This is a genomic window from Oceanibacterium hippocampi (assembly GCF_900172325.1).
GTDB lineage: Bacteria > Pseudomonadota > Alphaproteobacteria > Sneathiellales > Sneathiellaceae > Oceanibacterium > Oceanibacterium hippocampi.
The window spans coordinates 1,819,604-1,845,528 of sequence record NZ_FWFR01000001.1; the positions used below are offsets into that span (position 1 = coordinate 1,819,604).

Annotated in this window: 23 protein-coding genes and 1 pseudogene; 8 read left to right on the plus strand and 16 right to left on the minus strand. The window is 68.7% G+C overall.

Annotation, left to right across the window (positions count from 1 at the left end; translation table 11 throughout):
* Positions 1 to 16: 16 nt before the first annotated feature.
* Positions 17 to 440, plus strand: a pseudogene (locus OCH7691_RS08630) (secondary thiamine-phosphate synthase enzyme YjbQ).
* A gap of 49 nt (positions 441 to 489) precedes the next feature.
* Positions 490 to 903: a DUF1489 family protein gene (locus tag OCH7691_RS08635; protein ID WP_085883575.1), complete on the plus strand. Its 414-nt coding sequence runs from the start codon at positions 490 to 492 to the stop codon at positions 901 to 903.
* A gap of 14 nt (positions 904 to 917) precedes the next feature.
* Here OCH7691_RS08635 and OCH7691_RS08640 read toward each other — a convergent pair whose 3' ends face one another.
* The 4 genes from OCH7691_RS08640 to OCH7691_RS08655 all read right to left on the minus strand — a co-directional run bounded on the left by OCH7691_RS08640 (position 918) and on the right by OCH7691_RS08655 (position 5,805).
* Positions 918 to 1,715: an ABC transporter ATP-binding protein gene (locus tag OCH7691_RS08640; RefSeq protein WP_085882949.1), complete on the minus strand. Its 798-nt coding sequence runs from the start codon at positions 1,713 to 1,715 to the stop codon at positions 918 to 920.
* Positions 1,712 to 2,617 (minus strand): ABC transporter permease, encoded by a 906-nt coding sequence (locus OCH7691_RS08645; protein WP_085882950.1) that lies wholly within the window; start codon positions 2,615 to 2,617, stop codon positions 1,712 to 1,714. Before OCH7691_RS08645 ends, OCH7691_RS08640 begins: the two co-directional genes overlap by 4 nt.
* A 90-nt stretch (positions 2,618 to 2,707) precedes the next feature.
* Positions 2,708 to 3,688 carry an ABC transporter substrate-binding protein gene (locus tag OCH7691_RS08650; protein WP_085882951.1) on the minus strand — a complete coding sequence of 327 codons (981 nt, stop codon included), beginning with the start codon at positions 3,686 to 3,688 and terminating at the stop codon, positions 2,708 to 2,710.
* A 26-nt stretch (positions 3,689 to 3,714) separates the two neighbouring features.
* Positions 3,715 to 5,805: a molybdopterin-containing oxidoreductase family protein gene (locus OCH7691_RS08655; protein ID WP_085882953.1), complete on the minus strand. Its 2,091-nt coding sequence runs from the start codon at positions 5,803 to 5,805 to the stop codon at positions 3,715 to 3,717.
* Between the two features lie 209 nt (positions 5,806 to 6,014).
* On the opposite strand from OCH7691_RS08655, the gene OCH7691_RS22900 reads away from it, so the two are divergent.
* From OCH7691_RS22900 to lpxK, 4 genes are read left to right on the plus strand one after another with little or no spacing between them, the layout of a single operon-like run.
* Positions 6,015 to 7,784 carry an ABC transporter ATP-binding protein gene (locus OCH7691_RS22900; RefSeq protein WP_176244970.1) on the plus strand — a complete coding sequence of 590 codons (1,770 nt, stop codon included), beginning with the start codon at positions 6,015 to 6,017 and terminating at the stop codon, positions 7,782 to 7,784.
* 6 nt (positions 7,785 to 7,790) lie between these two features.
* A complete protein-coding gene (locus OCH7691_RS08670; RefSeq protein ID WP_085882956.1) occupies positions 7,791 to 8,531 on the plus strand; it encodes a lysophospholipid acyltransferase family protein in 741 nt (246 codons plus the stop codon).
* Positions 8,528 to 9,805 (plus strand): 3-deoxy-D-manno-octulosonic acid transferase, encoded by a 1,278-nt coding sequence (locus OCH7691_RS08675; protein WP_085882957.1) that lies wholly within the window; start codon positions 8,528 to 8,530, stop codon positions 9,803 to 9,805. The genes OCH7691_RS08670 and OCH7691_RS08675 overlap by 4 nt, the downstream gene beginning before the upstream one ends.
* Positions 9,802 to 10,794 carry a tetraacyldisaccharide 4'-kinase gene (lpxK, locus tag OCH7691_RS08680; protein ID WP_085882958.1) on the plus strand — a complete coding sequence of 331 codons (993 nt, stop codon included), beginning with the start codon at positions 9,802 to 9,804 and terminating at the stop codon, positions 10,792 to 10,794. The genes OCH7691_RS08675 and lpxK overlap by 4 nt, the downstream gene beginning before the upstream one ends.
* An 8-nt stretch (positions 10,795 to 10,802) precedes the next feature.
* On the opposite strand, the gene OCH7691_RS08685 is transcribed toward lpxK, so the two are convergent.
* From OCH7691_RS08685 to OCH7691_RS08695, 3 genes are all read right to left on the minus strand, one after another.
* Positions 10,803 to 11,870, minus strand: a complete 1,068-nt coding sequence (locus OCH7691_RS08685) for a Glu/Leu/Phe/Val dehydrogenase dimerization domain-containing protein (protein ID WP_085882959.1) — start codon at positions 11,868 to 11,870, stop codon at positions 10,803 to 10,805.
* A gap of 279 nt (positions 11,871 to 12,149) precedes the next feature.
* Entirely contained in the window at positions 12,150 to 13,322 is a 1,173-nt protein-coding gene (locus OCH7691_RS08690) for an iron-containing alcohol dehydrogenase (RefSeq protein WP_085882960.1), read from the minus strand.
* 11 nt (positions 13,323 to 13,333) lie between these two features.
* Complete coding sequence (locus tag OCH7691_RS08695) at positions 13,334 to 14,728, minus strand: aldehyde dehydrogenase family protein (RefSeq protein WP_085882961.1); 1,395 nt, start codon at positions 14,726 to 14,728, stop codon at positions 13,334 to 13,336.
* Between the two features lie 153 nt (positions 14,729 to 14,881).
* Between OCH7691_RS08695 and OCH7691_RS08700 the strand changes: the two genes are divergently transcribed.
* Both OCH7691_RS08700 and OCH7691_RS08705 read left to right on the plus strand, forming a co-directional pair.
* The gene (locus OCH7691_RS08700; RefSeq protein WP_085882963.1) at positions 14,882 to 15,862 is read left to right on the plus strand and encodes a DUF3179 domain-containing protein; all 981 of its coding nucleotides are present in this window, start codon (positions 14,882 to 14,884) and stop codon (positions 15,860 to 15,862) included.
* 125 nt (positions 15,863 to 15,987) lie between these two features.
* The gene (locus tag OCH7691_RS08705; RefSeq protein ID WP_085882964.1) at positions 15,988 to 16,842 is read left to right on the plus strand and encodes a division plane positioning ATPase MipZ; all 855 of its coding nucleotides are present in this window, start codon (positions 15,988 to 15,990) and stop codon (positions 16,840 to 16,842) included.
* Positions 16,843 to 16,852: 10 nt separating this feature from the next.
* On the opposite strand, the gene OCH7691_RS08710 is transcribed toward OCH7691_RS08705, so the two are convergent.
* From OCH7691_RS08710 to OCH7691_RS08750, 9 genes are all read right to left on the minus strand, one after another.
* Positions 16,853 to 17,365 carry a MarR family winged helix-turn-helix transcriptional regulator gene (locus tag OCH7691_RS08710; protein WP_085882965.1) on the minus strand — a complete coding sequence of 171 codons (513 nt, stop codon included), beginning with the start codon at positions 17,363 to 17,365 and terminating at the stop codon, positions 16,853 to 16,855.
* Positions 17,362 to 18,240 (minus strand): sterol desaturase family protein, encoded by an 879-nt coding sequence (locus OCH7691_RS08715; protein WP_085882967.1) that lies wholly within the window; start codon positions 18,238 to 18,240, stop codon positions 17,362 to 17,364. Before OCH7691_RS08715 ends, OCH7691_RS08710 begins: the two co-directional genes overlap by 4 nt.
* 76 nt (positions 18,241 to 18,316) lie before the next feature.
* The gene (locus tag OCH7691_RS08720) at positions 18,317 to 18,868 is read right to left on the minus strand and encodes a phosphatase PAP2 family protein (protein ID WP_085882969.1); all 552 of its coding nucleotides are present in this window, start codon (positions 18,866 to 18,868) and stop codon (positions 18,317 to 18,319) included.
* 114 nt (positions 18,869 to 18,982) lie between these two features.
* On the minus strand, positions 18,983 to 20,362 hold the full coding sequence (gene pgmG, locus OCH7691_RS08725; protein ID WP_085882971.1) for a phosphoglucomutase/phosphomannomutase PgmG: 1,380 nt from the start codon (positions 20,360 to 20,362) through the stop codon (positions 18,983 to 18,985).
* A 13-nt stretch (positions 20,363 to 20,375) separates the two neighbouring features.
* On the minus strand, positions 20,376 to 21,701 hold the full coding sequence (locus OCH7691_RS08730; protein WP_085882973.1) for a UDP-glucose dehydrogenase family protein: 1,326 nt from the start codon (positions 21,699 to 21,701) through the stop codon (positions 20,376 to 20,378).
* Between the two features lie 33 nt (positions 21,702 to 21,734).
* Positions 21,735 to 22,613 (minus strand): UTP--glucose-1-phosphate uridylyltransferase GalU, encoded by an 879-nt coding sequence (gene galU / locus OCH7691_RS08735; protein ID WP_085882974.1) that lies wholly within the window; start codon positions 22,611 to 22,613, stop codon positions 21,735 to 21,737.
* A 106-nt stretch (positions 22,614 to 22,719) separates the two neighbouring features.
* Entirely contained in the window at positions 22,720 to 23,451 is a 732-nt protein-coding gene (locus tag OCH7691_RS08740) for a DnaJ domain-containing protein (RefSeq protein WP_085882976.1), read from the minus strand.
* Positions 23,452 to 23,461: 10 nt separating this feature from the next.
* Complete coding sequence (locus OCH7691_RS08745) at positions 23,462 to 24,166, minus strand: vWA domain-containing protein (protein ID WP_085882977.1); 705 nt, start codon at positions 24,164 to 24,166, stop codon at positions 23,462 to 23,464.
* A gap of 129 nt (positions 24,167 to 24,295) precedes the next feature.
* On the minus strand, positions 24,296 to 25,840 hold the full coding sequence (locus tag OCH7691_RS08750; protein WP_085882978.1) for a trimethylamine methyltransferase family protein: 1,545 nt from the start codon (positions 25,838 to 25,840) through the stop codon (positions 24,296 to 24,298).
* Positions 25,841 to 25,925 lie beyond the last annotated feature (85 nt).

The following is a 25,925-nucleotide window of genomic DNA, read 5'->3' on the forward strand; positions in this document are numbered from 1 at the left end:
GTCGAAAGGGGCGGAGATGCTGCGGCAGGCGACGACGACGATCGAGGTGGCGAGCGACGGCGAGGGGCTCTACGAGGTTACCGACCGGGTCGCTGGCTGGGTCGCCACCCAGGCCATCGATTCGGGCCTGCTGACGCTGTTCTGCCGGCACAGCTCGGCCTCGCTGCTGATCCAGGAGAATGCTGATCCGGACGTGCAGGGCGACCTGCTGCGCTTCTTCCGGACGCTGGTCCGCGAGGACCATGACCTCTACTGGCATCGCGCGGAGGGAACCGACGACATGCCGGCGCATATCCGCGCGGCTCTGACCCAGAGCCAGCTTTCGATTCCGGTCGGCGGCGGCCGGCCGCTGCTCGGCACCTGGCAGGGAATCTACCTGTTCGAGCATCGCCGCCGTCCGCACCGGCCGCGAAATCGCCGTTCATCTGCTCGGCGAATAGCTGTTTCCGGGTGCTGGACAAATCGCGGCGGAGCGGTCATTCCATCGCCATGACCGTTCACCTGCTCAAGCTCTGCGTCGGCGTCGACAGCCTTGACCAGCTCCGGCACTGGCAGGCGCGGCGCGTGAAGATCGCGCCGCTTCGCCACATCACGCGGATGACGCCGAAGCGCAAGGACGAGCTGCTCGACGGCGGCTCGCTCTACTGGGTGATCAAGGGCCATGTCCAGGCCCGCCAGCGCCTTGTCGGGCTCGAACCGGTGCAGGACGGCGAGATCCGGCGCTGTGCGCTGATGCTGGACGAGGAACTGGTGCCGACCCGCTGGCAGCCGCGCCGGCCGCACCAGGGCTGGCGCTACCTGGATCCGAAGGACGCGCCGCCCGACCTCCGCGACGACCAGGATATGACCTACGACATGCCGACCGAACTGGTCGCCGAACTGCGCGAGCTCGGCCTGATCTGAGTTTGCCCGGACGCTCAGCCGAGCAGCAGGCTGTCGCTGTCCAGTTCCTCGCCGTGAACCTGCTGGAAGAGCCGGATCAGGTCCGGCACGTCGAGGCCGTCGCGCCGTTCGCCGGCGATGTCGAGAACGGCCTGGCCGGCATGGAGCATTACCGTCCGCGTGCCGGCGTCGAGCGCCTGGCGCATCGAGTGCGTGACCATCAGCGTGGTCAGTTTCTGCTCGCCGACGATATCGAGGGTCAGACCGATGACGGCGGCGGCGATGCGCGGGTCGAGGGCCGAGGTATGCTCGTCGAGCAGCAGCAGCTTCGACGGCGCGAGGGTCGCCATCAGCAGGCTCACCGCCTGCCGCTGGCCGCCCGACAGCAGCCCCATGCGGTCGCCGAGACGGTTCTCCAGGTTCATCCCGAGCCGCTCGATCCGCCCGCGGAAGTCGTCGCGGAGCTTGCGGCTGACGGCGAGGCCGAGGCCCCGGCGGCCGCGCACGCGGGCCCCGGCGAGGGCAAGATTCTCCTCGATCGTCAGGTTGCCGCAACTGCCGGCCAGCGGGTCCTGGAAGACCCGCGAGACCAGCCGCGCCCGCTTCGGCGCGGGCCAGTCGGTGACATCCTCGCCGTCGATCACGATACTGCCGGCCTCCGGCGTGAGGTCGCCGGCGAGGATGTTCAGGAAGGTCGACTTGCCGGAGCCGTTCGAGCCGATCAGCGTGACGAATTCGCCGGCCGGGACGTCGAGGCTGAGCCCGCGCAGCGCCCGGGTCTCCATCGCCGTCCCCTTGTTGAAGGTGACCTGGAGATTCTCGCAGCGGATCATTTCGCGCCTCCGCGGCCGAACATCCGGCGCACCGCGACGCCGCGCCCGGGCAGGACGAGGGCGGCGGCGACGAGCAGCGCGGTGATCAGTTTCAGGTCCTGCGCCCGGAGGCCGAGGAAGTCCGCCTGCAGTGCCAGCGCCACGGCGAACTGGTAAAGCATCGAGCCGGCCAGGCAGGCCAGTGTCGCGCGGAACAGCGTCTTCGGCGACAGGATCGCCTCGCCGCCGATCACCGAGGCCAGTCCGATGACGATCACGCCGACCCCCATGGTCACGTCGGCGGCGCCGTTCGCCTGGGCGAAGAGCGCGCCCGCCAGGGCCACGAAGGCATTGGCGATCGCCATGCCGAGCAGGATCATCGCCGCGGTGTTGATGCCGTTCGCCCGCGCCATGCGCGGATTGGCGCCGGTCGCCCGCATGGCGAGGCCGATCTCGCCGGCCATGAAACGGTCGAGCAGCAGCTTGGCGGCAATGGCGAGCAGGCCGAAGACGATCGGCAGGATGATGAAGCGCGGCAGGCCTAGGGCCTCGAGCGGGGTCAGCACCGTCGCCTCGTTGATCAGCGCGATGTTGGGCCGCCCCATGATCCTGAGGTTGATCGAATGCAGCGAGATCATCGTCAGGATCGAGGCAAGCAGATGCAGGATGCCGAAGCGGGTATTGAGAAAGCCGGTGACGAAACCGGCGCAGGCGCCGGCGCCGACCGCGACGAGGGTCGCGAGATAGGGATCGGTGCCGGTCGTGATCAGGGTTGCGGCGACCGCCGCGCCGAGCGGGAAGGAGCCGTCGACCGTCAGGTCCGGGAAGTCGAGGACCCGGAACGAGAGGAACAGGCCGAGGGCGACGAAGCCGTAGAGAAACCCGACTTCGATCGCCCCGGCGAAGGCAATCTGGTTGAACAATGAGGATCCGTCCGCTGCTTTGCCGGCGTCGCTGCCGCCAGGGAACCGGCCCGGCCGAAGCCGAGCCGACCCGTCGTTAGGCTCCGCTTCCTACTCGATCGTCTTGAAGGCTTCCGCCTTGATCGCGTCCGGGATCGTGACGCCCATCTTGGCCGCCGAGGCCGGGTTGATGTGCAGTTCGAGCTTCTGGACCTGCTCGACCGCGATGTCGCCCGGGTTGGCGCCGTTCAGCACCTTGGCGACGATCACGCCGGTCTGCCGGCCGACATCGTAGTAGTTGAAGCCGAGTGCCGCGACGGCTCCGCGCGCAACCGAATCGGTGTCGCCGGAATAGACCGGGATCTGCCCGTCGTAGCCGACCTGCAGGATGCTCTCGAAGGCCGAGACCGCCGTGTTGTCGGTCGGCACGTAGATCGCGTCGACCTTGCCGGCGAGGCTCCGCGCCGCCGGGCGCACCTCGTTGGAATTGGTGGCGACCCCTTCGACGATGGTCATGCCGTAAGTCGGCGCGGCGCTTTTCAGCAGTTCGACCAGCGAGCGCGAATTGGCCTCGCCGGAATTGTAGATGATGCCGATGCGCTTGGCCGCGGGCGTGATCCGGGTGATCAGCTCCAGGTGCTTGGAGATCGGCGACATGTCGGACATGCCGGTGATGTTGGCGCCGGGCTTCTCGTTGTTGCTGACCAGCTTGGCGCCGACCGGGTCGGTGACCGCCGTGAAGACGATCTTCTGCTCGGGCCCGGCGTTGGCGGCGATCGCCTGCGCCGACGGCGTCGAGATGCCGATGATCACGTCCGGTTTCTCGCCGAGATACTTCTTGGCGATCTGCACCGCGGTCGGGAATTCGCCCTGGGCGGTCTGGAACGAGACGGTGAGATTCTCGCCCTCCTTGAAGCCCTGCGCGGCGAGCTCGTCGAGGATGCCCTGGCGGGCCGCGTCGAGGGCCGGGTGCTCGACGATCGCGGTGATCGCGACCGACTTGTCGGCAGCGCCGGCGGCGGCCGGCAAGCCTGCGACGGCCAGGCTGGCGATGCCGCCGGCCAGCAGTCCGAGAAGCTTCGATTTCGTCATGACATTCGCCTCGCTAGTTGCTGTCATCATGCTGATCGGTCGTCCGCTTCGACCCAGATCGCGGTGTCGTGGAAGGCGGCCCCGCCGACCGGGGCAGGGGAATCCGCGCCGGTCAGCAGGTTGATCCCCATTCCATCGATGAAGGCGCCGTTCGGCCAGACGCTTTCCACCACCACCACGCCCGGCTGCACGCCGTCGAAGATCTCGACATGGATGCGGAGCGAGCCGCGCCCGTTGCCGATGCGGGCGATCGCGCCGTCGGCGAGCCCGAGACGGGCGGCGTCGTCGGGATGCAGCATCAGGCTTGGCCGGCCCTCCCGTTTGATCGAGGTCGGGGTCTCGGTGAAGCTGGTGTTCAGGTAGTTGCGCGACGGCGCCGTGACCATGCGGAACGGGCAGCGCTCGGTCGCCTCGTCGATGGCGGTCCAGTGATCGGGCAGCCGCGGAATGTCGCGCTTCTGGCGGTCGAGCCGCTGCCAGTCGGGGGCGAAGCGGAACTTGCCGTCCGGGTGGCCGAAGCCGTCGAGGAAGTGGGCGGCCCGGAAATCCGGCGCGCAATCGATCCAGCGATCGGCCTCCAGGGTCTCGATATCGCCCCAGCCGGAGGATTTCAGCGTCGCGTCGACGATCTCCCGGGCGCTCATCGAGAAACCCGGATGGCGGGCGCCCAGCCGTTCGGCGAGCCCGCAGATCACCTCGTGGTTGCTGCGCGTCCCCTCGAGCGGTTCGACGACCTTCGCGCCCATCAGGATATGGCTCTGGCCGCCTGCCTGGTAGACGTCGTCATGTTCCAGGAAGGTGGTTGCCGGCAGCACGATGTCGGCGACCGCCGCGGTTTCGGTCATGAACTGCTCGTGCACGCAGACGAACAGGTCGTCCCGGGCGAAGCCGGCGTGAACCTTGGCAAGGTCCGGCGCGACGGTCATCGGATTGGTGCTCTGGATCAGCATGCCGGTGACCGGCGGGCCGTCGCCCAGGTCCTGCGGATCGCCGGTCAGCACCGGGCCGATGCGCGACTGGTCGAGGACGCGGATCGACGGATCGCGGACGTCCAGTCCGTCGATCAGGCTGCGGTCCCAGTGGAAGATCGCGCCGTTGTTGTGGAAGGCGCCGCCGCCCTTGTAGCGCCACGAACCGGTGACCGCGGCGATCGAGGCGGCGGCATGCATGTTGATGGAGCCGTTGCGGCTGCGCGAGAAGCCGTAGCCGAGGCGGAGGTAGCTGCGCTTGTTCTGGCCGAGCAGATGGGCGAAGGCGGTGATTTCCGCCTCGTCGAGGCCGGTGATCGCCGCCGCCCAGGCCGGGTCCCGGGTCCGCAGATGCGCCTCGAGCTCGTCCGGCACGTCGGTATATTGCTTCAGGTAATCCCGGTCGGCGTAGCCGTCGCGGAACAGCACGTGCATGACGGCGCAGGCCAGCGCGCCGTCGGTCCCGGGGCGCAGGCAGAGATGCATGTCGGCCTGCAGCGCCGTGCCGTTGCGGTAGGGGTCGACCACGACGATCTTCGCCGCCCGGTTCTTCCGCGCCTTGACCGCGTGGGTCATGACATTGATCTGGGTGTTGACCGGGTTGGTCCCCCAGATGACGACGACGTCGGAATTGGCCATCTCGCGCGGGTCGGCGCCCATCAGCGCGCCGGTCCCCGCAATCCAGCCGGTCCAGGCGAGCGTCGTGCAGATCGTCGAATATTGCCCCGAATAGCGCATCGCGTGGCGCAGGCGATTGATCCCGTCGCGCTGCACCAGGCCCATCGTCCCGGCATAGAAATAGGGCCAGATCGTTTCCGAGCCGTATTTCGCGGCGAGTGCCCGGAAATTCTCGGCGACCTCGTCGAGGGCCGCGTCCCAGGAGATCGTCTGCCATTCGCCGGCGCCCTTGGCGCCCTTGCGGCGGAGCGGCCGGGTCAGCCGGTCGGGATGGTGATGGCGTTCGGCGTAGCGGGCGACCTTGGCGCAGATCACTCCGGCGGTATAGCTGTTGTCGGCCGCGCCGCGGATTCTGCCGATGCGCCGCCCGTCGAGCCGTTCGACCTCCAGCGCGCAGGTCGAGGGGCAATCGTGCGGGCAGGCGGACGGGCGGAAATCTAGCGTCGTTCCGGTTGATTCCAATGCTGCCATGCCCGTTCTCCCTGAGCCTCGCCACGCGCGCGGCCCCCGAAGGTAGAACGAGCGCGCAGGCGGGGCAACCGGCGAAAGGGCGCGGGATTGGCGCGGCTTTTCCGGCCATGCTATCGTGCCGGCCGTCGATCCGGAACGTCGGTTGCAAGGTGGCAGAACAGGACCAAACGACTAGCCAGGCGGACCCGAACAGGGGCCGTTCCCTCTACATGCGGCTGCTGCGCGAATATGCCTGGCCGCACTGGAAGGCGCTTGCCGGATCGGTCCTGCTGATGGCGGTCGTGGCGGTGGTGACCGCGGCCACGGCGTGGATCCTGAAGCCGATCGTCGACGAGGTCTTCTTCGAGCAGAATCGCGACCGCATCATCCTGACAACGCTGGCGGTTTGCCTGCTGTTCCTGGTCAAGGGCGCGGCGACCTACGGCAACGAGGTGCTGCTCAGCAATGTCGGGCAACGCATCGTCGCCCGCATCCAGGCCCGGCTCTACCGGGCGATCATCGGCTTCGATCTCGCCTGGTTCCACGACATGACGTCCGGCAACATGGTGTCGCGATTCGTCTATGACACCCACCTGCTGCGCGAGGCGCTGTCGAAGACGATCATCGCCGCGGTCAAGGACAGCCTGACCGCGCTGGCGCTGATCGGCCTGCTGTTCTGGCACGACTGGCAGCTGGCGGCGATCGTCTTCATCGTCATCCCGCCGGGCGCGGTCGCCATCCAGCGCCTTGGCAAGCGGATGCGCAAGGTCTCGACCCGCATCCAGCAGGAGACCGGCAGCTTCGCCAACGTCCTCGACGAGAGTTTCCGCGGCATCCGGGTGATCAAGAGCTACGGCACCGAGGAGGCGGAGATCGCCCGTGCCGAGGCGGCGATCGCCAAGCGCATGCGGGCGCTGATCCGCGCCGTCAGGATCGGCGCGGCGAGCAGCCCGGTGGTCGAGGTCATCGGCGGCGGGGCCTTCGCCCTGGTGATCTATTACGGTGGCAGCCGGGTGATCGACGGCACGACGACCCCGGGCACCTTCTTCTCCTTCATGGGCGCGCTGCTGATGGCCTATCCGCCGATGAAGGCGCTCGCACGGTTGAACGCCAAGATCCAGGAAGGCAAGGCAGCGGCGGTGCGGATCTACGATCTGCTGGATGCCGCGCCGAAGGTCGTCGATCGCCCGGGCGCGGCGCCGTTCACCATCGGCGGCGGCGAGATCGTCTTCGAGCAGGTCGGCTTTTCCTACGACGGCCGGACGAAGGTACTGGAGGATCTGAGTTTCACCGTGCCGGCCGGCCGGCGCATCGCCCTGGTCGGCCCGTCGGGCGGCGGCAAGTCGACGATCCTGAACCTCATCCCGCGCCTCTACGACGTCGACGGGGGGCGGATCACCATCGACGGCCATGACATCCGCGATCTCACGGTCGCCTCGCTGCGCCGGCAGATCGCCCTTGTCAGCCAGGACATCTTCCTCTTCAACGACACGATCCGCGCCAACATCGCCTATGGCAGCGGTGCCGACATCGATGACACGGCCATCTGGGCGGCGGCCGAGGCGGCGGCCGCGGCCGATTTCATCCGCGAGCAGCCCGATGGCCTCGACACCGTCGTCGGCAGCACCGGGGTGAAGCTTTCCGGCGGCCAGCGCCAGCGCCTCGCCATCGCCCGGGCGATCCTGCGCGACGCCCCGATCATCCTGCTCGACGAGGCGACCTCGGCGCTCGACAGCGAATCGGAGGAGCGCGTGCAGGCCGCCCTCGACCGGCTGATGCAGGGACGGACGACGCTGATCATCGCGCACCGGCTGTCGACCGTGCTCGACGCCGACCGGATATTCGTGATCGTCGACGGCACGGTCGCCGAATCCGGCACCCATGGCGAGCTCAGCGCCCGCGACGGCGTCTACCGGGCGCTTACCAGCCGGCAGTTCGGCGAGCATCTGCCGCGTCTCGTGCCGCCGCCTTCCGGGGCCCGGGCCGGTGGGCACGGGTAAACGCCAATGCCGTTCTGGAAGCGATGGGCCCATAGCGCGATGGTCCGGCATCTCACCTGCCTGGTGATCGCCGGCTATATCTGGCTGGTTTTCCGAAGCGGCCGCTGGCGGGAACAGGGCGGCGAGGTGCCGCGCGGCTTCTGGGATGCCGGGCGGCCGTTCATCATCGCCTTCTGGCACGGCCGGCTGCTGATGGTCCCGGTCTTCTGGCGACGCGGCCGGCGCCTCCGGGTGCTGATCTCGCAGCACCGGGACGGCGCGCTGATTGCGGACAGCGTCGCCCATTTCGGGCTCGAGAACATCCGCGGCTCGTCCTCCAGGGGCGCGACCTCGGCGCTCCGCGCGATGCTCCGCACGTTGCAGGAGGGCGATTGCGTCGGGATCACCCCGGACGGGCCGCGCGGGCCGCGCATGCGGGCGAGCGACGGCGTGGTCAAGCTCGCCTCGCGGGCCGGCGTGCCGATCGTGCCGGCGGCCTTCTCGGCACGCCGCCGTCGCCTGATGCCGAGCTGGGACCGCTTCGTCCTGCCAGCGCCGTTCTCATCCGGCCTGTTTCTCTGGGGCGAACCAATCGAGGTTCCGGCCCGGGCCGATGCGGCCGCCCTCGAGGTGGCGCGGGCCGATGTCGAACGGCGGCTGACCGCGCTTGCCGACGAGGCCGACCGGCTTTGCGGCCAGCCGCCGGTGCCGCCCGCCACGGCCGGCGATGCGCCGCGCGGCGCGGTCGGCGAGGCACGGACCGGGTGATCGGGCTCGGCACCTATCGCGCGCTGACCGACCTGTCGGCGCCGTTCATCGCGCTTTACCTGGCGCGGCGGCGGCAGCGCGGGGCGGAAGACGCCGAACGCTTCGGCGAACGGCTTGGCCGGCCGGGCCTCGACCGTCCGGAGGGGCCGCTGATCTGGGTCCATGCGGCGTCGGTCGGCGAGGCGCTGTCCGTCCTGCCGCTGATCGAGGAGGTGCTGGTCCGGCGGCCCGCCGCCCACGTGCTGCTGACGACCGGCACGGTCAGTTCGGCGGCGCTGGCCCGGGAGCGGCTGCCGGCACGCGCCTTTCACCAGTATGTCCCGGTCGACCGGCGCGCCTACGTGCGGCGCTTTCTCGACCATTGGCGGCCCGATCTCGGGATCTGGGTGGAATCGGAAATCTGGCCCAACCTGCTCTCGGAAACGGCGGCGCGCGGCACCCCGCTGATCCTCGTCAACGCCCGTATGTCCGAGCGTTCGTTCCGGACCTGGGGACGGCTGCCCGGGCTGATCCGCCCGCTGATCGGCGGCTTCGCGCTCTGCCTGGCGCAGAACGAGGGCGTGGCCGAGCGGCTCGAAGGGCTCGGCGCCCGTGCCGTCGCCTGCCGGGGCGATCTCAAATGGGCGGCGGCGCCTCTGCCGGTGGCGGTCGATCTCCGTGACCGCTTCGCCGCCGCGATCGGCGCCCGCCCGGTCTGGGTGGCCGCCTCGACCCACCCGGGCGAGGAGGCGATGCTGCTCGACGTGCATCGCCGGCTCGCGGCGCGCCTGCCCGGCCTCCTGACCATCCTGGTGCCGCGCCATCCGAAGCGCGGCGGCGAGATCGCGGCGCTGATCGCCGGCGCCGGCCTGGCTTCCGCCCGGCGTTCCGAAGGCGGGCTCCCGGACGAAGGTACGGCGATCTATCTCGGCGACAGCCTCGGCGAACTCGGGCTCTTCTTCCGGCTTGCCCCGGTCGCCTTCGTTGGCGGCTCGCTGGTCCCTCTCGGCGGGCACAACCCGCTCGAACCGCTCCGTCTCGGCGCGATGGTGCTGTACGGTCCGCATATGGAGAATTTCGCCGATGCGGTCGCCCGGCTCGAAGCCTGCGGGGCCGGGGAGCGGGTCGCCGATCCGGCGGCGCTGGCCGATCGGCTCGCCGTGCTGCTGGCCAATCCGGAGACCAGCGCGACGCATGCCGCGGCCGGACGGCGGATCGCCGACGGCGGGGCCGGCGTGCTGGCCCGCGTCGCCGACGAGATCGAGCCCTTCCTGCCACGGAACGGCGGGCCGTGAAGACGCCGGGCTGGTGGGGACGCGACGGCGGCGCGATGGCCGTCCTGTTCGGCCCTGTCGCCGCCCTCTATCGCGGGCTCGGCCGTTTCAGGGCGGTGGGCGTGCGGCCGGTAAAGGTCGGTGTGCCGGTCATCTGCGTCGGCAACCTGACCGCCGGCGGCGCCGGCAAGACGCCGACCGCGCTGGCGCTGGCCGCCCTGCTGGACCGCGCGGACCTGCGGTTCCTGACCCGTGGCTACGGCGGCCGCCTGAAGGGTCCGCTCCGGGTCGACCCGGCGATCCATACGGCGGCGGATGTCGGCGACGAGGCCCTGCTGCTCGCCCGCGCGGCGCCGACCTGGCTTGCCCGCGACCGGGTGCGGGGGGCGCGGGCCGCTGTCGCCGACGGCGCCGGGCTGATCGTGATGGATGACGGGTTCCAGAACCCGGCCCTGCACAAGGACCTGTCGATCGTCGTCGTCGATGCGGGGTTCGGCTTCGGCAACGGCCGGCTGATGCCGGCAGGCCCGCTGCGGGAGCCGGTTGCCGCCGGCCTGGCGCGGGCCGACATCCTCTTGCTGATCGAGGACGGGGGCGAGGCGGCGGACAACGGGTTGCCGCGTGCCCTGCCGCCGGGGCTTCCCTTCTTCCGCGCCTGCTTCCGCCCGGCGACCGACCCGGCCGCCTTCGACGGCCAGCCGCTTTTCGCCTTCGCCGGGATCGGACGGCCGGAGAAATTCTTCCTGAGCCTGCAACAGGCGGGACACCGCCTCGCCGGGACGCGCGGCTTCGCCGACCATCACCGCTACCGGGCGGAGGAACTGATGGAGATCGTGGAAATCTCGGTCGCGCTGGGCGCCCAGCCGGTCACGACCGCGAAGGACGCCGTGCGGCTCGGCCCGACGGAACGGGAAATGGTGAGGATATTCGAGGTTTCCCTCGAATTCGCCGATCCGGAGGATTTGCGCCGGCTGATCGAGACAGCGCTCGCGGCCGGAAAGCGAGCCTGAGAGAGGCCTCAGCCGGCGAGCGCCACCGGGGCCCGTGCGGCGCGGGCGGCGACGATCCGTTCGCGTGCCATCGCGTCGGCGAGCCGGTTGGTGGGAACGTCTTCCCGGGCCGAGCGCACGAAGATCTGGGTCAGGGTTTCGCCGATCGATTCGACATGCGCCATCGCCCGGTCGCGGTCGAAGCGCGGACCCTCGTGACTGATGAAGATGATGCCGCCGGCGTTGATGACATAGTCGGGCGCGTAGAGCACGCCGCGGGCGCGCAGCGCCTCGCCGTGGCAATCCTCGGCAAGCTGGTTGTTCGCGGCGCCGGCGACAACGGTCGCCTTCAGGCGCGGGATCGTCTGGTCGTTCAGGATGGCGCCGAGCGCGCAGGGCGCGACGACGTCGACGTCCTGGAACAGGATTGTCGCCGGATCGACGGCGGTCGCGCCGAAGCGTTCGACGGCCTCGGCGACATTGTCGGCGAAGATGTCGGCGACGACGAGGCTGCCGCCGGCCGCGTGCAGATGCCCGGCAAGGCCCATGCCGACATGGCCGAGACCCTGGATCGCGACGCGGATGCCGCGCAGGTCGTCGGCGCCGAGCCGGTGGCGCACGGCGGCGCGCAGGCCGGCAAAGACGCCGCGCGCGGTCGCCGGGGAGGGATCGCCGGCGCCGCCCTCGCCGATGCCGGCGATGTGGCGGGTCGACTTGCGCGCCTCTTCCAGGTCCTCGACGGAAGTGCCGACATCCTCGGCCGCGATATAGGTGCCGCCGAGACGCTCGACCGCATCTCCGAAGGCGCGGAACAGGGCCGGGCTCTTCTCGCGGCGCGGATCGCCGATGATGACCGACTTGCCGCCGCCGAGATCGAGACCGGCGAGCGCCGACTTGTAGGTCATGCCGCGCGACAGGCGGAGCGCATCGGTGAGCGCCTCCCCGTCGTTCGCGTAGGGCCACATGCGGGTGCCGCCGAGCGCCGGGCCGAGCGTGGTGTCGTGAACGGCGATGATCGCCTTCAGGCCGGTCGCCCGGTCATGGCAGAAAAGGACGTCTTCGTGATTGTCGAACGCGGGATGGGAAAACACCGACATGACGGAAAACCTCCAACCGGTTCTGTCCGGATGCATGACAAATGATTGTCCTAGAGGTTCCATCGAACAGTATAATATTCAATGAAAATCAGGGGCTTGGCGAAATTCGCAGGAATTGTGCGAGGCCCCCGGGCAACTCGATGAATTGTTGCCCGGCCCGCCGCGCGCGCGAAATTAAACGCTGAATGGTAAGACGTCCTGACGCGGGGACGGACCGTCGGTCAGGCAGTGACTCGACGGCCCGCCATCCATGACGGATCGCGTAATGTCAGGCGCGTTCTAGAGACCGAGACTGCCGCCGATCGCGTTCCGGTACAGTCCGGCGAATGCCGCGGCGTCGACCGGGCGCGGATTGGTCGGCGCGGTCGGATCCTTCTCGGCCATCCTGGAGAACGGCTCGGCATGTTCCTCGCTGACGCCGATATCGGCCAGCGTTGCCGGAATGCCGATCGTCTCCCTGAGCTCGATGACCCAGTCCAGCACGCCGGTGAAATCGGCCCGTACGAGGCCGAGATAGCGGGCCAGCCGGGCCATCTTCCCATCGATCGCGTCGCGGTTGAAGGCGAGCACGTAGGGCATGACGACGCCGTTGGTCAGGCCGTGATGGGTGCCGAGCACGGACGAGCAGGGATGGCTCAGCGAATGCATCGCGCCGAGCCCCTTCTGGAACGCCGTGGCGCCCATCGAGGAGGCGATCAGCATGTGGCTGCGGGCCTCGATATTGCCGCCGTCGCGGACCGCGGTGACCAGCCATTCCTTGCAGAGCCGCATGCCTTCCAGCGCGATCCCGTCGGCCATCGGGTGATAGAGCGGGCTGCAATAGGCCTCGAGATTGTGGCTGAGCGCATCCATGCCGACGGCGGCGGTGATCGGCGCCGGCAGGCCGGTGGTGAGCTCCGGGTCGGCGATCACGATCGCCGGCAGCATCTTCGGATGGAAGATGATCTTCTTGGTATGGTCGCCGAGGTCGGTGATGACCGAGGATCGGCCGACCTCCGAGCCGGTCCCGGCGGTGGTCGGCAGCGCGATCACCGGCGCCATCCCGGCGACGTTGACGCGCGTGTACCAGTCCTCGCGATCCTCGAAATCCCAGATCGGCCGGTCCTGGCCGACCATCAGCGCGACCGCCTTGGCGGCATCGAGCGCGGAACCGCCGCCGAAGGCGATGACGCCGTCATGGCCGCCGTCCCGGTAGACGGCGACACCGGCGCTGACATTGGCCTCGACCGGGTTCGGCTGGACCTCGGAGAAGACCGCGACGGCGAGCCCGGCATCGCGGCAGAGCGCGACCGCCTCGGCGATCATCGGCAGCTTCGCCAGGGCCGGGTCGGTGATGAGCAGCGGCCGCGCCATGCCGAGCTCGCGGCAGGCGGCGGGCAGTTCCTTGAGCCGGCCGGCGCCGAAGCGCATCGCGGTCGGGTAGTTCCAGTTGCCTTTGAGGGCGTTCGCCATGACCGCGGTTCCTACTTGTTGCCTTCGCGCATGTGGAAGCTCTTGGGCCGCGTCAGATGCTCGTATCCGACGCGGGACAGCGTGCAGCCGCGCCCCGAATCCTTGACGCCCACCCAGGCGAGCGCCGGATCCAGGTAGTCGCAGCGGTTCATGAACAGGGTGCCGGTCTGGACCTCGTCGCCAAGCGCGAGGCCGGCATCGAGATCGCCGGTCCAGATCGAGGCGGTCAGGCCGTAGGGCGAATCGTTTATCAGTTCGAGCGCTGCCGCGTCGTCCGGAACCTTCATGATGCCGACCACCGGGCCGAAGCTCTCGTCCCGCATGACCGACATCTGGTGGTCGACGTCGATCAGCACCTGCGGCGCCAGGTAGGGCGTGCCGTCGGCGTTGGCCGGGAAGTGGCCGGGATCGATCAGCGCCCGGGCGCCGGCCGCGGTCGCCGCGCGGACCTGCTCGCGCACCGCGTCGGCGGCGCTGGTCCGGACCATGGGGCCGAGATTGACCGACGGCTCCAGCGGATTGCCGAGACGGTAGCCGCGCACGGTTTCCGCGAAGGCCTCGGTGAAGCGGTCATAGAGCGCCTCGTGCACGTAGATCCGCTCGATGCCGCAGCAGCTCTGGCCGCTGTTGAAGAAGGCACCGTCGACCAGGTTCTCGACCGCGAAATCGAGGTCGGCGTCGGCCCGCACATAGGCCGGATCCTTGCCGCCGAGCTCCAGCCCAGTGGCGATGAAGCGCTGCGAGGCCGCCGCCTGGATGCGGTGGCCGCCGCCGACCGAGCCGGTGAACGAGACGTAATCGACGCCGTCGGCGGCGATCAGGGCCTCGGTCGTGGCATGGTCCAGGTTGATGTTGCGGAACAGCCCGGCCGGCAATCCGGCCTCGGCGAAGGCGGCCGCGAAGCGTTCGCCGCAAAGCGCGGTCTGGGCCGAATGCTTGAGGATGACCGCGTTGCCGGCGAGCAGCGCCGGGACGATCGAGTTCACCGCGGTCAGGTAGGGAAAGTTCCAGGCCGGGATCGAGAGCACGACGCCGAGCGGCTCGCGGCGGATGAAGCGGGTGAAGCCCGGGATCTCGCCGACCCGGACATCGGCCAGCGATTCCGCGGCGATGGCGATCATGTGGCGGGCGCGTTCCTCGAAGCCGCGAAGTTCGCCCGGCGACTGCGAGATCGGCCGGCCGATCTGCCAGGTCAGTTCCTCCGCGATGGCCTCGCCGCGGGCAAGGAAGGCGTCGACGAAGCGGCCGAGCAGGGCGGCCCGCTCGCCGACCGGGCATTTCCGCCAGGCGACCTGGGCGACCCGCGCCCTCGCGACCGCCTGTTCGGCCTCGGCCAGTGTTGCAAGCGGACGCTCGGCATAGACCGAGCCGTCCACGGGCGTGATCAGGCGCAACGATTCCGCCATGGAATTCCCCTGTCGAGACGGCGCCGGCCCGTGCCCGGCCGGCAACGGCTCCTATAGCGCGATTGCCCGGCCGTGACCATAGCCGGCGACGGCCGGCCGGTCGCGAAAGCGTGACTTGCCGGGCCCGGCCATCCGCCGGAACATCGGGGGATCATGACGCGCGCAACGGCCATTCTCATGGGGTTCCTGTTCCTCGCCATCGGCGGCGGCGCGGCGGCCCAGCCGGCGCACTGGCAAGGCCAGTGGCCGAACACCGACTTCACCATGCATTCGGTGCCGTTCGAGGAGATCCTTTCCGGCGGCCCGCCGAAGGACGGGATCCCGGCGATCGACGAGCCGCGCTTCCGGCCCCATGCCGAGGTTACCGACATCGCACCGACCGAGCCCGTCATCGGTCTCGTGATCGGCGGCGAGGCCCGGGCCTATCCGCTCCGCATCCTGATGTGGCACGAGATCGTCAACGACGAGATCGGCGGCGTGCCGGTCGCCGTCACCTTCTGTCCGCTCTGCAATACCGCGCTCGTCTTCGACCGGCGGCTGGACGGCGACGTGCTCGACTTCGGCACGACCGGCAAGCTCCGCAATTCCGATCTCGTGATGTACGACCGCCAGAGCGAGAGCTGGTGGCAGCAATTCACCGGCGAGGCGATCGTCGGCCGGATGACCGGCAAGCAGCTGCGGATCCTGCCGTCGCGGCTGGAAAGCTTCGCGCGCTTCGTCGAGCGGGCGCCGGACGGGCAGGTGCTCGTGCCGAACGGCCGCCATGACCGGGCCTATGGCTTCAACCCCTACGAAGGCTACGACAGTCGCCCGGCGCCCTACGAGTTCTTCAAGGGCGACCTGCCGGTCGAGGTCGCGCCGCTCGCCCGCATCGTCGCGGTCGGCGAGGAGGCCTGGTCGCTCGATCATCTGCGCTCGGTCGGCCAGCTCACGACCGCCGATGGGGTCGAGGTGAGCTGGACCCCCGGGCAGAATTCGGCGCTCGATTCCCGAGCCATCGGCGAAGGCGTCGACGTCGGCAACGTGGTTGCCCGGCGGCGCGTGGGCGACGGCTGGGAGGACGTGCCCTACAGGCTCGATTTCGCCTTCGCCTGGCGCGCCTTCCACCCCGACCGGCCTATCGTGAACCGCTGACCGCGGGATGCCCGCGGTCGCACGGCGGACTCCCCTTCCTCGCCGCCATGACGCCAGATGTTGACTTGACGCAGCGGTGGACCCCGGTATTTAGTGTGCCGGATGTATTGTGAGGGGCGATATTGATGTTCGGCGCGACCAAGACGGCGGCTCCGGGCCGGGCGCATATCATCGTGCTCGGGAATGCCAAGGGCGGCTCGGGGAAGTCCACGACTGGCATGCATATCATCGTGGCCCTGCTCTCGCTCGGCTACCGCGTCGCCGCGATCGATCTCGATGGCCGGCAGAAGACGCTCGGCCGCTATATCGAGAATCGCCGGGATTTCCTCGCCGGCAACGACCTCAAGCTGCCGCAGCCCGAGCTCCGGGTGATCACGCCGAGCCAGGAATCGGCCGAGGCCGACCGCCAGCGCGACGAGTACGAGCGCTTCGTCGGCGCGCTTGGCGAATTCGTCCCGGCGCATGACTACGTGGTCGTCGACTGCCCGGGCGCCGATACCTATATCGCCCGGCTCGGCCATTCCTTCGCCGAGACGCTGGTGACGCCGATCAACGATTCCTTCGTCGATCTTGACCTGCTGGCCCGCGTCGACCCGAACAATTACCGGGTCATCGGTCCGTCCTGGTATTCCGAGATGGTGTGGGAGCAGCGCAAGCGCCGGGTCGCCGTCGACGGCTACAACATCGACTGGGTCGTGGTCCGGAACCGGCTTTCCCATCTCGACGCCCGCAACAAGCGGCGGGTCTCAGGCGTGCTGGAGCAGCTCGCCCGCCGCATCGGCTTCCGCCTCGCGCCCGGCGTCGGCGAGCGTGTCGTCTACCGCGAGATGTTCCTGAAGGGGCTGACGCTTTCGGACCTCAAGGCCGAGGGCACCGGCTTCGACATGACGATCTCGAACGTCGCCGCCCGCCAGGAAATGCGGGCGCTGATCCACGCCCTCGACCTGCCCGGCATCGAGGATTACCGCGAAGCGGTGTAACGCGCGGCCCTCACGCCTTCGTCCCGGCCGCGTGCCCGGCCCGCTCATTTCCGTCCTCATTGTCGCCGTCGTCCTCGCCGAGTTCCAGCAGCGCCGCGTCGAGATGGCGGTTCAGCGCCGCCGTCGTCGTCCGCGCCGCGCCGAGCGCCTCGGGCGGGAACTCGCCCGCCAGCCGTTCGAGCAGCGCCGCCTCGGCCGCCCGCATCGCCCCGAACAGGCGCACTCCGGCCGGGGTGAGGGCGTAGAGCGGCGAACGCCGGTGCGCCGGGTTGTCCTGGGCCTCGACCAGCCCGGCGGCGGCCAGCGCATCCATGTTGACCTGGATATGCTGGCGCGACACGCCGCGGGCGCGGGCGATGTCGGGGACCGGACGGGGGCCGTCGCCCAGCGCCTCCATCACCGCCCGCATCGACGCGTTGACGCCGCTTTCCCGGTGCAGCCGCTCGGCCACCGCCTTCAGCCGGTTGAAGGCGCCGCGGATCTCGCGGATCAGGGCGTCGAGGCGGGCGGCGTCCGGGCTCATGGAATATCCGTGCGGGTCGGTTGCGGGGCGAGGGACTGCCCGATTGTAGGGTCTTTGGACGGCCGGGCGAAGGGCCGGAATGGCAACAACAGCATCCAGAAGAGCGAGGCGGTCGGCTGCCCGCGATACTCGTCGAGGCCGATCGTCATCGTCGCCAGCTCCGGGCCGGGCTTCTCCCGGTAGGTGCCGAACAGGCGGTCCCAGATCGTGAGCGTCGCGCCGTAGTTGCTGTCGGTCTCCGGCTGCAGGCTGGAATGATGGATCCGGTGCACGTCCGGCGTCACGATCACCCGGTTGAGCAGGCGTTCGAGGCGGGCCGGCAGGCGGATGTTCGCATGGCTGAAGACCGCGAGCGCGGTGTCGGCGAGTTCGTAGAGCATCAGCGCCGCCGGCGGCAGGCCGAGCAGGACGGCAGCGCCGATCAGCAGCGGCGCGTTGACGACGAACTCGAGCGGGTGCATGCGCACCGTGGTCGAGACGTCGAGCACCGGATCGCTGTGATGAACCCGGTGCAGGCGCCAGAGCCAGGGCACTTTGTGCATGGCCAGGTGGATCGCCCAGGACACCAGGCTGCGGGCGAGCAGCGCGGCGACAACGGCGGTCCAGGGATCGATGGGCAGCAGGTTCAGGAGCCCGATGCCGTTGTCCCGGGCGTAGTCGGCCGCCATCACGGCGCTGACCGGGATGGCGCCGAGAACAACGATATTGAGCGCCGTCATCGCGTAGTTGCCGGTCCAGCGGCGCCGGCGCCGGGGCGCCTCGGCGCTGCGCGAGACGACGCCTTCGAGCAGGATCAGCGGGGCGAGCAGACCGAAGAAGACGAGATAGGTGAGGGGCTCCGACTGCACCCTCAGGAAGGCGTCGAGACCGTCCATTGCCGTTCTCCATATTGACAACAATATTGTCAAAATAGGGAATGACAATTACGTTGTCAATATCACGGGACGCGAGTCAGAGAATGCCGGTGATGAAACGATCGAGCCGGCTGTCCCGCCGATAGGCCTGGCGGACAAGAAGCGCGGCGAGCAGGGCGGTCAGGGTGCCGCCCGCGACATCGCCGGCATAATGCGAACCGACATAGATGCGTGACAGGCCCATCAGGATGGCGGCGGCCAGGTAGGCAAGGCCGCTCCGCCGCAAGCCATTCAGCAGAAAGGCGAAGGCGATGGCGAAGGCGGCGGTGGTGTGGTCGGAGGGGAAGGAAAAGTCGTTGCTGCGCGCGGCGATCAGCGTCGTCACGCCGGCGTCGTAGGGCCGGACTCGGTCAAGGAAGGCCAGGATCAGCAGGTTGATGGCGATGCCGAGCGCGAAGCTCAGGCCGGCGGCGACCAGCACGTGGCGGATGCGCGGCCGCTCGGCCCGGCGCCACCATTGCGCGGCGACGGAGAGAACGAGCAGGTGGATCCCGATGGCCGAGGTCCAGATCATCAGGAAATCGCCTGCCGCGCTGTGCCCGGCCAGGGCGTTGATGGCCGCCGTGATCGCCGTGTCGAACTCGTTCAATCGCGCCTGTCGCCTCCCGCCACTACTGCCCGTACCGTTCGGTGACAAGCCTAGCGCGGAAAGCGGGTTCAGGCGACCGGAACCTCGCCCATGGCGGGAGCCGGGCGGCCGGGACTAGAGGTCGGCCTCGACCCCGCTGGCCTTCAGTTCGGCCGCGAGTTCCGCCTTCAGCCGTTCGAGCCCGGCCTCGTCGCCGGCCTCGCAGCGGGCGACCAGCACCGCCTGGGTGTTGGAGGCGCGCAGGAGCCACCAGCCGTCCGTGGTGGTCACCCGGACCCCGTCGATGTCGTTGAAGTCGGCGCCGCGCGCTTTCAACCGCGCCTTGATCTCGTCGGGAACCTTGAACTTCCGGTCCTCGGCGCAGTCGAAGCGGATCTCGGGCGTGTTCACCACCGGCGCCAGGCCGTCGCGGAGCGCCGCCACCGAGCGGTCCGACCTGGCCGCCAGGTTGAGGAAGCGGACGCCGACGTAGAGCGCGTCGTCATAGCCGTAATAGCGGTCGGCGAAGAAGATATGTCCGCTCATCTCGCCGGCGAAGGGGCTCTTTTCCTCGACCATCTTCTTCTTGATCATCGAATGCCCGGTGCGCCACATCAGCGGCTTGCCGCCATGGGCGGCGATGTCGTCGAACAGCACCTTCGAGGCCTTGACGTCGGCGATGATCGTCGCTCCCGGGTTCTCGGCCAGCACGTCGCGGGCGAGCAGGGTGATGAGCTGGTCGCCCCAGAGCACGCGGCCCTCGCCGTCGACGACGCCGATGCGGTCGCCGTCACCGTCGAAGGCGACGCCGAAATCGGCCCCGGTGCCACGCACGGTGCGGATCAGGTCGGCCAGGTTCTCCGGCACCGTCGGATCGGGATGGTGGTTCGGGAAGGTGCCGTCGATATCCTCGTAGAGCAGCACGTGGCGGCCCGGCAGCTTCGCGCAGATCTTGACCAGCGCCTCGCCGGCGGCGCCGTTGCCGGCGTCCCAGACGACCGCCATCTCGCGCGGCACGTCGGCGTCCTTCAGGATCCGGGCGACGTAATCGTCCATCACCGGGATCTCGGTCGCCGTGCCGGCGCCGCTGACCCAGTCGCCGGCGGCGGCCATGCGGCCGAGCTCCTGGATGTCGGCGCCGAAGAACGAGGCCTTTCCGAGCATGATCTTGAAGCCGTTGTGGCTCGGCGGATTGTGCGACCCGGTGACCATGATGCCGCCGTCGGCATCGCAGTGATAGACGGCGAAGTAAAGCATCGGGGTCGGCCCGCGGCCGATCCGGACGACGTCGATCCCGGCCGCGGTCAGGCCCTCGACCAGGGCCGCCTCGAGGTCGGGGGAGGACAGCCGGCCGTCATAGCCGACCGCGACCTTGGCTCCGCCCTTGCGCGCGACGATGGTGCCGAAGGTCCGCCCGATCGCCCGCGCGTCCGCCGGGCTCAGAGTCTCGCCCATGATCCCGCGGATGTCGTATTCGCGGAGGATCGTCGGGTGAAAGTCGTGACGCTCGCTCATCGGATCTGTTCCATCACTTCACCGGGACCGTGGTCCGCCCGACGCTGACATAGCGGAAGCCGGCCTCGGCCATCCATTCCGGCTTGTAGATGTTGCGCAGGTCGATCATGACCGGCTGCTTCATCAGCTTCTTGACCCGGTCGAGGTCGAGGGCGCGGAACTGGTTCCACTCGGTGATGATGACCAGCGCGTCGGCGCCCTTCATGGTGTCGTAGGCGCTGTGGCAATAGAGAAGGCCGTCGAGCGCCTCGTTCTTGGCCGCCTCGTCCATGCCTTCCGGATCGTAGGCATGGATGTTGGCGCCCATCTCGAGCAGGGCCGGCAGGATGCCGACGCTCGGGCTTTCCCGCATGTCGTCGGTGTTTGGCTTGAAGGTCAGGCCGAGCACGGCGAGGGTCTTGCCGTTGACGTCGCCGTCGCAGGCCGCGACGATCTTCTCGACCATGCGGGCGCGGCGATCCTCGTTGATCTGCACCACCGCCTCGATGATGTGCTGCGGCACGCCGGACTTGCGCGCGGTCGAGACCAGCGCGCGGGTGTCCTTCGGGAAGCAGGAGCCGCCGAAACCCGGCCCCGGATGGAGGAACTTCGAGCCGATCCGGCCGTCGAGGCCGATGCCCTTGGCGAGCTGCTGGATGTCGGCGCCGACCGCCTCGCAGAGATCCGCCATCTGGTTGATGAAGGAGATCTTGGTGGCAAGGAAGCCGTTGGCCGCGTACTTGATCAGTTCGGAGGTCTCGAGCGTGGCGAACACCACCGGCGTCTCGTTCAGGAACAGCGGCCGGTAGATCTCCCGCATGACCTCGCGGGCGCGCTCGTTCTCGACGCCGCAGACCACCCGGTCGGGCCGCATGAAATCCTCGATTGCCGCGCCCTCGCGCAGGAATTCCGGGTTCGACGCGATGTCGAAGCTGGCCCCGCCGGAGGCCTTCTCGATCTCTTCCTTGACCTTGCGGCCGGTGCCGACCGGGACCGTCGACTTGGTGACGACGACGGTATAGCCGTCGAGGGCGCCGGCGATCTCGCGGGCCGCGTCGAAGACGTAGGTAAGGTCGGCCTCGCCGTCGCCGCGGCGACTCGGCGTGCCGACGGCGATGAAGACCGCGTCGGCCTTCGGCACCGCGTCCTTCAGGTCGGTGGTGAAATGCAGCCGGTCGGCGCGGACGTTGCGCTCGACAAGCGCTTCCAGTCCCGGCTCGTAAATCGGGATCTTGCCGTCCTTGAGCTTGGCGATCCGGTCGGCATCCTTGTCGACACAGACGACATCATGGCCGAATTCGGAAAAGCAGGCGCCCGAAACCAGGCCGACGTAGCCGGTGCCGATCATTGCGACATGCATGGGAAGTGCCTCGTGAGTTTGATTTTTGGACGGTCAGAGTTTTGAAACGATGTCTTTCAGGATCGGTGTGAAACTGCCGGCCATGTCCTCGCGGGCGAGCGCGAAGGCGACGGTCGCGTGCAGGAAGCCGATCTTGTCGCCGCAGTCGAAGCGCTTGCCCTCGAAACGGTAGCCGTCGAAGGGCTTGTTGCCGATCATCCGGGCCAGCGCGTCGGTGAGCTGGATCTCGCCGCCGGCGCCGGTTTCGCGCCGCTCCAGGTGCTCGAACACCTCGGGCTCCAGGATATAGCGGCCGATCACGGCGAGCCTGGACGGTGCCTTCGCCGGGTCCGGCTTCTCGACCAGCCCCTTGATCTCGGTCATCCGGCCCTGGCTCTCGCCCGGGGAAATCACGCCATAGCGCGAGGTATGCTCCTGCGGGACCTCCATGGTCGCGACCATGTTGCCGCCTTCCGGCCGGCGGGCCTCGACCATCTGCTTCAGGCAGGGCGTGTCGGCCATGATCACGTCGTCGGGCAGGACCACGATGAAGGGTTCGTCACCGACCAGGTTGCGGGCGCAATAGACCGCGTGGCCGAGGCCGAGCGGAGCCTGCTGGCGGACATAGGAGACTGCGCCCTCGGGCGGCATCCAGCGGCGCACTTCCTCCAGCGCCTCGGTCTTGCCGCGCGCGGCAAGCGTCGCCTCGAGCTCGTAGGAGATGTCGAAATGATCTTCCATCGCCGACTTGCCGCGTCCGGTGACGAAGATGAACTCCTCGACCCCGGCGGCGCGTGCCTCCTCGACGGCATACTGGATGATCGGCTTGTCGACGACAGGCAGCATCTCCTTCGGCATCGCCTTGGTGGCGGGAAGGAAACGGGTTCCGAGGCCCCCGACGGGGAACACGGCCTTGCGTATGGGTTTCGTCATGACGCCCTTGTGTAACGGTTTGTGTTACGGCTGGGTAAACGTGGCGCCGGTTTTGCCACGCACCCTGTTATGTAAGCAATACGTTAAGGAGCTGTTGCGTCACCACTCAAGGTCCCAGCAACAAGTCCTTGGCAGCGTTGATTTTCGCGGCGAGATAGCTCGAACCGCCGTGATCCGGGTGCAGTTTCTTCATCAGCCGCCGATGGGCTTCGCGAATCGCCTCTCCGTCGGCTCCCGGTTCGAGGTCGAGGATCTCGTAGGCCTCCTCGACCGTCATCGCCCCGGACCCGCTCGCCGCGCCGGACCCGCCGGCGCCCGGCCCGGCGCTCGCCCGTTCATGCCAGTCCGGGCCATGCACGCGGTCGAGGTAGGAAGTGACGAGCGCCGCCGACTGTTCGTCGTCGCGGCATTCGCCGAGCAGCGCGACCAGCTCCGCCTCGCTGAGAGTGGCGAGACCGCGGCCGGCGAAGCGTCCCTGCAGGATCTCGCCCCCGATCTCGCCGGTATCGTGGTCGAGACGCATCCTGAGCCAGGCCGTCTCGACATCCGAGGTCTGCCCGGGGGAGGGCTTCCGGCCGAACCCGCCCATCCGGCCGAGGCCGCCCGGAAAGCCGATCCGCGGCCCCTTGCCGAGGACGACCGGAATCAGCGCGATGACCGGGAGCGCGAGACCGAAGCGGCCGGTGACGAGCAGGAAGACCGCGAGCACGCCGAGCACGCCCACGCTGCCGAAGCGGACGATGCGGGTGAGTTTCTTGGTATCCGCCTCGACGAAGGCCTTGAGCCCGATCAGCAGGGCGAGCAGCAGCGAGATCCCGAGGATGAAATAGGCGATCATCGAACCCTGGTCACTTTATCTGACGAGCGATCATCAGTGGCGCGCCGCCCTGCTTTCGCGACAGGTCCTCGAGTGCCTTGCGTCCGCCCGCCGCGTAAACGGCAACCGCGCGCAAGAGTTCCCGGAGCGCGCCGGCACTCGCCCCGTCGAACGGACAATAGGCGCCGCCGGACAATCGCGCCATCTGTTCGAAGGCCGCCCGGGCGATCGGATCGGGGCCTTCGTGAAACAGGAAGATCGGCACGCCCAGCATGCCGAGCTTGCCGGCCAGGTGACAGAGCTCGTCGACATCCTCCTCCATGCAGTCGCCGACGAAGATCAGCGCGTTGACGCGTTTCGCCTCGGTTTCCTTGATTGTCTTGTTGAGCACGCGGCCGATCTGGGTCTGGCCGCCGAGGCAGCGCACCCGCTGCATGTAGCCGATCATCGATTCGGCGCTTGCCACCCAGGGGGTCGCCTTGCATTCGCCGAAACCGCGGTAGAACAGCAGCTTGACGTCGAGGCCGCCGAGCTCGGCGGCGGCGGTGAACATCTCAGCCTGCTGGTGGCAGGCGCGGTCCCATGTCGCCTGCCGGCTCGCCGTCGCGTCGAGCGCGAACATCAGCCGGCCGCGCCCGGCGGCGCCGGTCGGCGGCAGGGTCGCGAGCTTGTCGAGAAACGCATCGACCTCGTTTCGTGAACTCTTTGCGCCCTTGGGCGCGACTTCCCTCGCCATAGACCTGATCGGTTCCCTTGTTTCACCTCCCGTAAAGATGGTCCTTTCCGTGGCCGCTGCCAACAATGCCGCGCGATCAGGATGTCGCGGCTTGCGGCGAGGGTGCGGGGCAGGCGATGCGTCGCGGGCTCAGACGAAGGCGTCGGGGACGGCCGCTTTCTTCCCGGCGACGAAGGCGTCGAGCGCTTCCGCCTTGCCCGGGTCGAGGTCCGGCGCCTGGTATTCGGCAAGCAGCTTCTTCCAGCGCTTGTTAGCGCGCTGCGGCAGATCCATGCCGCCTTCCGCGTCCCATTGCTCGTAGGAATTGTTGTCGGCGATCGGCGAGCGGTAGAAGGCGCTTTCGAAATTCGCCTGGGTATGCGCGCAGCCGAGATAATGCCCGCCGGGCCCGACCTCGCGGATTGCCGAGAGCGCCTGGCCGTTCTCGCTGGTGTCGACGCCGCCGGCGAGGATTTCCATCATCGCCAGCTGGTCGGCGTCCATGATCAGCTTCTCGTAGGAGGAAACCAGCCCGCCTTCCAGCCAGCCGGCGGCGTGGAGGGTGAAGTTGACCCCGCCGAAGACCGTCGGCAGCAGGGTCTGCATGCTTTCGAAGGCGGCCTGTGCGTCGGGCAGCTTGGAGGCGCAGAGCGAGCCGCCGGAACGGAACGGCAGGTTGAGCCGGCGGGCAAGCTGGGCGGCGCCGAACAGCACCATCGTCGGTTCCGGCGTGCCGAAGGTCGGCGCCCCCGACTGCATCGAGATCGAACTGGCGAAGGTTCCGAAGACAACCGGCGCGCCGGGCCGGCAGAGCTGGGTGAAGGCCATGCCGGCAAGCGCCTCGGCAAGGATCTGGGTGAGCGTGCCGACGACCGTCACCGGGCTCATTGCGCCGGCCAGGATGAACGGGCTGATCACCGTCGCCTGGTTGGCCCTGGCGTAGACCTTGAGCGCGCCGAGCATGGTCGAATCGAAGACCAGGGGCGAATTCGCATTGATCAGGTTGATCAACACGGTGTTCTGGTCGACGAAATCCCGGCCGAACAGGATCTCGCACATCGCCACCGAATCGGCGGCCCGGTCGGGCGCCGTCACCGATCCCATGAAGGGTTTGTCGGAATAGCGGATATGGGCATGCACCATGTCGAGGTGGCGCTTGTTGACCGGCAGGTCGACCGGCTCGCAGACCGTGCCGCCGGAATGATGCAGCGAGGGCAGGGCGTAGGCGAGCTTCACGAAGTTGCGGAAGTCGGCGATCGTGCCATAGCGCCGGCCACCTTCCAGGTCGCGCACGAACGGCGGGCCGTAGACCGGCGCGAAGACCGTGTTGCTACCACCGATGGTGACGTTGCGGGCCGGGTTGCGGGCATGCTGGACGAATTGCGACGGTGCCGTCTGCAGCAGGGTGCGGCAGAGCCCCTTCGGGAAATGCACCCGTTCGCCCTGGACGTCGGCACCGGCATCGTGCCAGAGCTTCAGCGCCTCCTCGTCCTCGCGGAACTCGATGCCGATTTCCTCCAGCACCGTGTCGGCATTGGCCTCGATCATCTCCAGCGCCGCGTCGTCGAGGATCTCGGTGAGCGGGATCCGGCGCTGGATATAGGGGGCATGGACGGTCGTCGGGTCCTTGCGCGCGGCGTGCCGGGCGTCTCGCCCGCCACGCCGGCCGGCGGATTTCTCTCTCGCCTCGCTCATCCCGTCTCTCCCTGTCAGCGGATGCCGAGACCCATATTGCGAGGCGGTCGCACGGCCGTGATAGCTGAAATGCGACCCGGCGCGT

Coding starts and splice junctions, on each gene's coding strand:
- pgmG (WP_085882971.1), bottom strand. CDS start 20,362: ATGAGCGAGCGTCACGACTTTCACCCGACGATCCTCCGCGAATACGAC.
- OCH7691_RS22900 (WP_176244970.1), top strand. CDS start 6,015: ATGCGGCTGCTGCGCGAATATGCCTGGCCGCACTGGAAGGCGCTTGCC.
- OCH7691_RS08710 (WP_085882965.1), bottom strand. CDS start 17,365: ATGAGCCCGGACGCCGCCCGCCTCGACGCCCTGATCCGCGAGATCCGC.
- OCH7691_RS08670 (WP_085882956.1), top strand. CDS start 7,791: ATGCCGTTCTGGAAGCGATGGGCCCATAGCGCGATGGTCCGGCATCTC.
- OCH7691_RS08705 (WP_085882964.1), top strand. CDS start 15,988: ATGTTCGGCGCGACCAAGACGGCGGCTCCGGGCCGGGCGCATATCATC.
- OCH7691_RS08655 (WP_085882953.1), bottom strand. CDS start 5,805: ATGGCAGCATTGGAATCAACCGGAACGACGCTAGATTTCCGCCCGTCC.
- OCH7691_RS08745 (WP_085882977.1), bottom strand. CDS start 24,166: ATGGCGAGGGAAGTCGCGCCCAAGGGCGCAAAGAGTTCACGAAACGAG.
- OCH7691_RS08640 (WP_085882949.1), bottom strand. CDS start 1,715: ATGATCCGCTGCGAGAATCTCCAGGTCACCTTCAACAAGGGGACGGCG.
- OCH7691_RS08685 (WP_085882959.1), bottom strand. CDS start 11,870: ATGTCGGTGTTTTCCCATCCCGCGTTCGACAATCACGAAGACGTCCTT.
- OCH7691_RS08650 (WP_085882951.1), bottom strand. CDS start 3,688: ATGACGAAATCGAAGCTTCTCGGACTGCTGGCCGGCGGCATCGCCAGC.
- OCH7691_RS08635 (WP_085883575.1), top strand. CDS start 490: ATGACCGTTCACCTGCTCAAGCTCTGCGTCGGCGTCGACAGCCTTGAC.
- OCH7691_RS08695 (WP_085882961.1), bottom strand. CDS start 14,728: ATGGCGGAATCGTTGCGCCTGATCACGCCCGTGGACGGCTCGGTCTAT.
- OCH7691_RS08750 (WP_085882978.1), bottom strand. CDS start 25,840: ATGAGCGAGGCGAGAGAGAAATCCGCCGGCCGGCGTGGCGGGCGAGAC.
- OCH7691_RS08700 (WP_085882963.1), top strand. CDS start 14,882: ATGACGCGCGCAACGGCCATTCTCATGGGGTTCCTGTTCCTCGCCATC.
- OCH7691_RS08715 (WP_085882967.1), bottom strand. CDS start 18,240: ATGGACGGTCTCGACGCCTTCCTGAGGGTGCAGTCGGAGCCCCTCACC.
- OCH7691_RS08740 (WP_085882976.1), bottom strand. CDS start 23,451: ATGATCGCCTATTTCATCCTCGGGATCTCGCTGCTGCTCGCCCTGCTG.
- OCH7691_RS08690 (WP_085882960.1), bottom strand. CDS start 13,322: ATGGCGAACGCCCTCAAAGGCAACTGGAACTACCCGACCGCGATGCGC.
- galU (WP_085882974.1), bottom strand. CDS start 22,613: ATGACGAAACCCATACGCAAGGCCGTGTTCCCCGTCGGGGGCCTCGGA.
- OCH7691_RS08730 (WP_085882973.1), bottom strand. CDS start 21,701: ATGCATGTCGCAATGATCGGCACCGGCTACGTCGGCCTGGTTTCGGGC.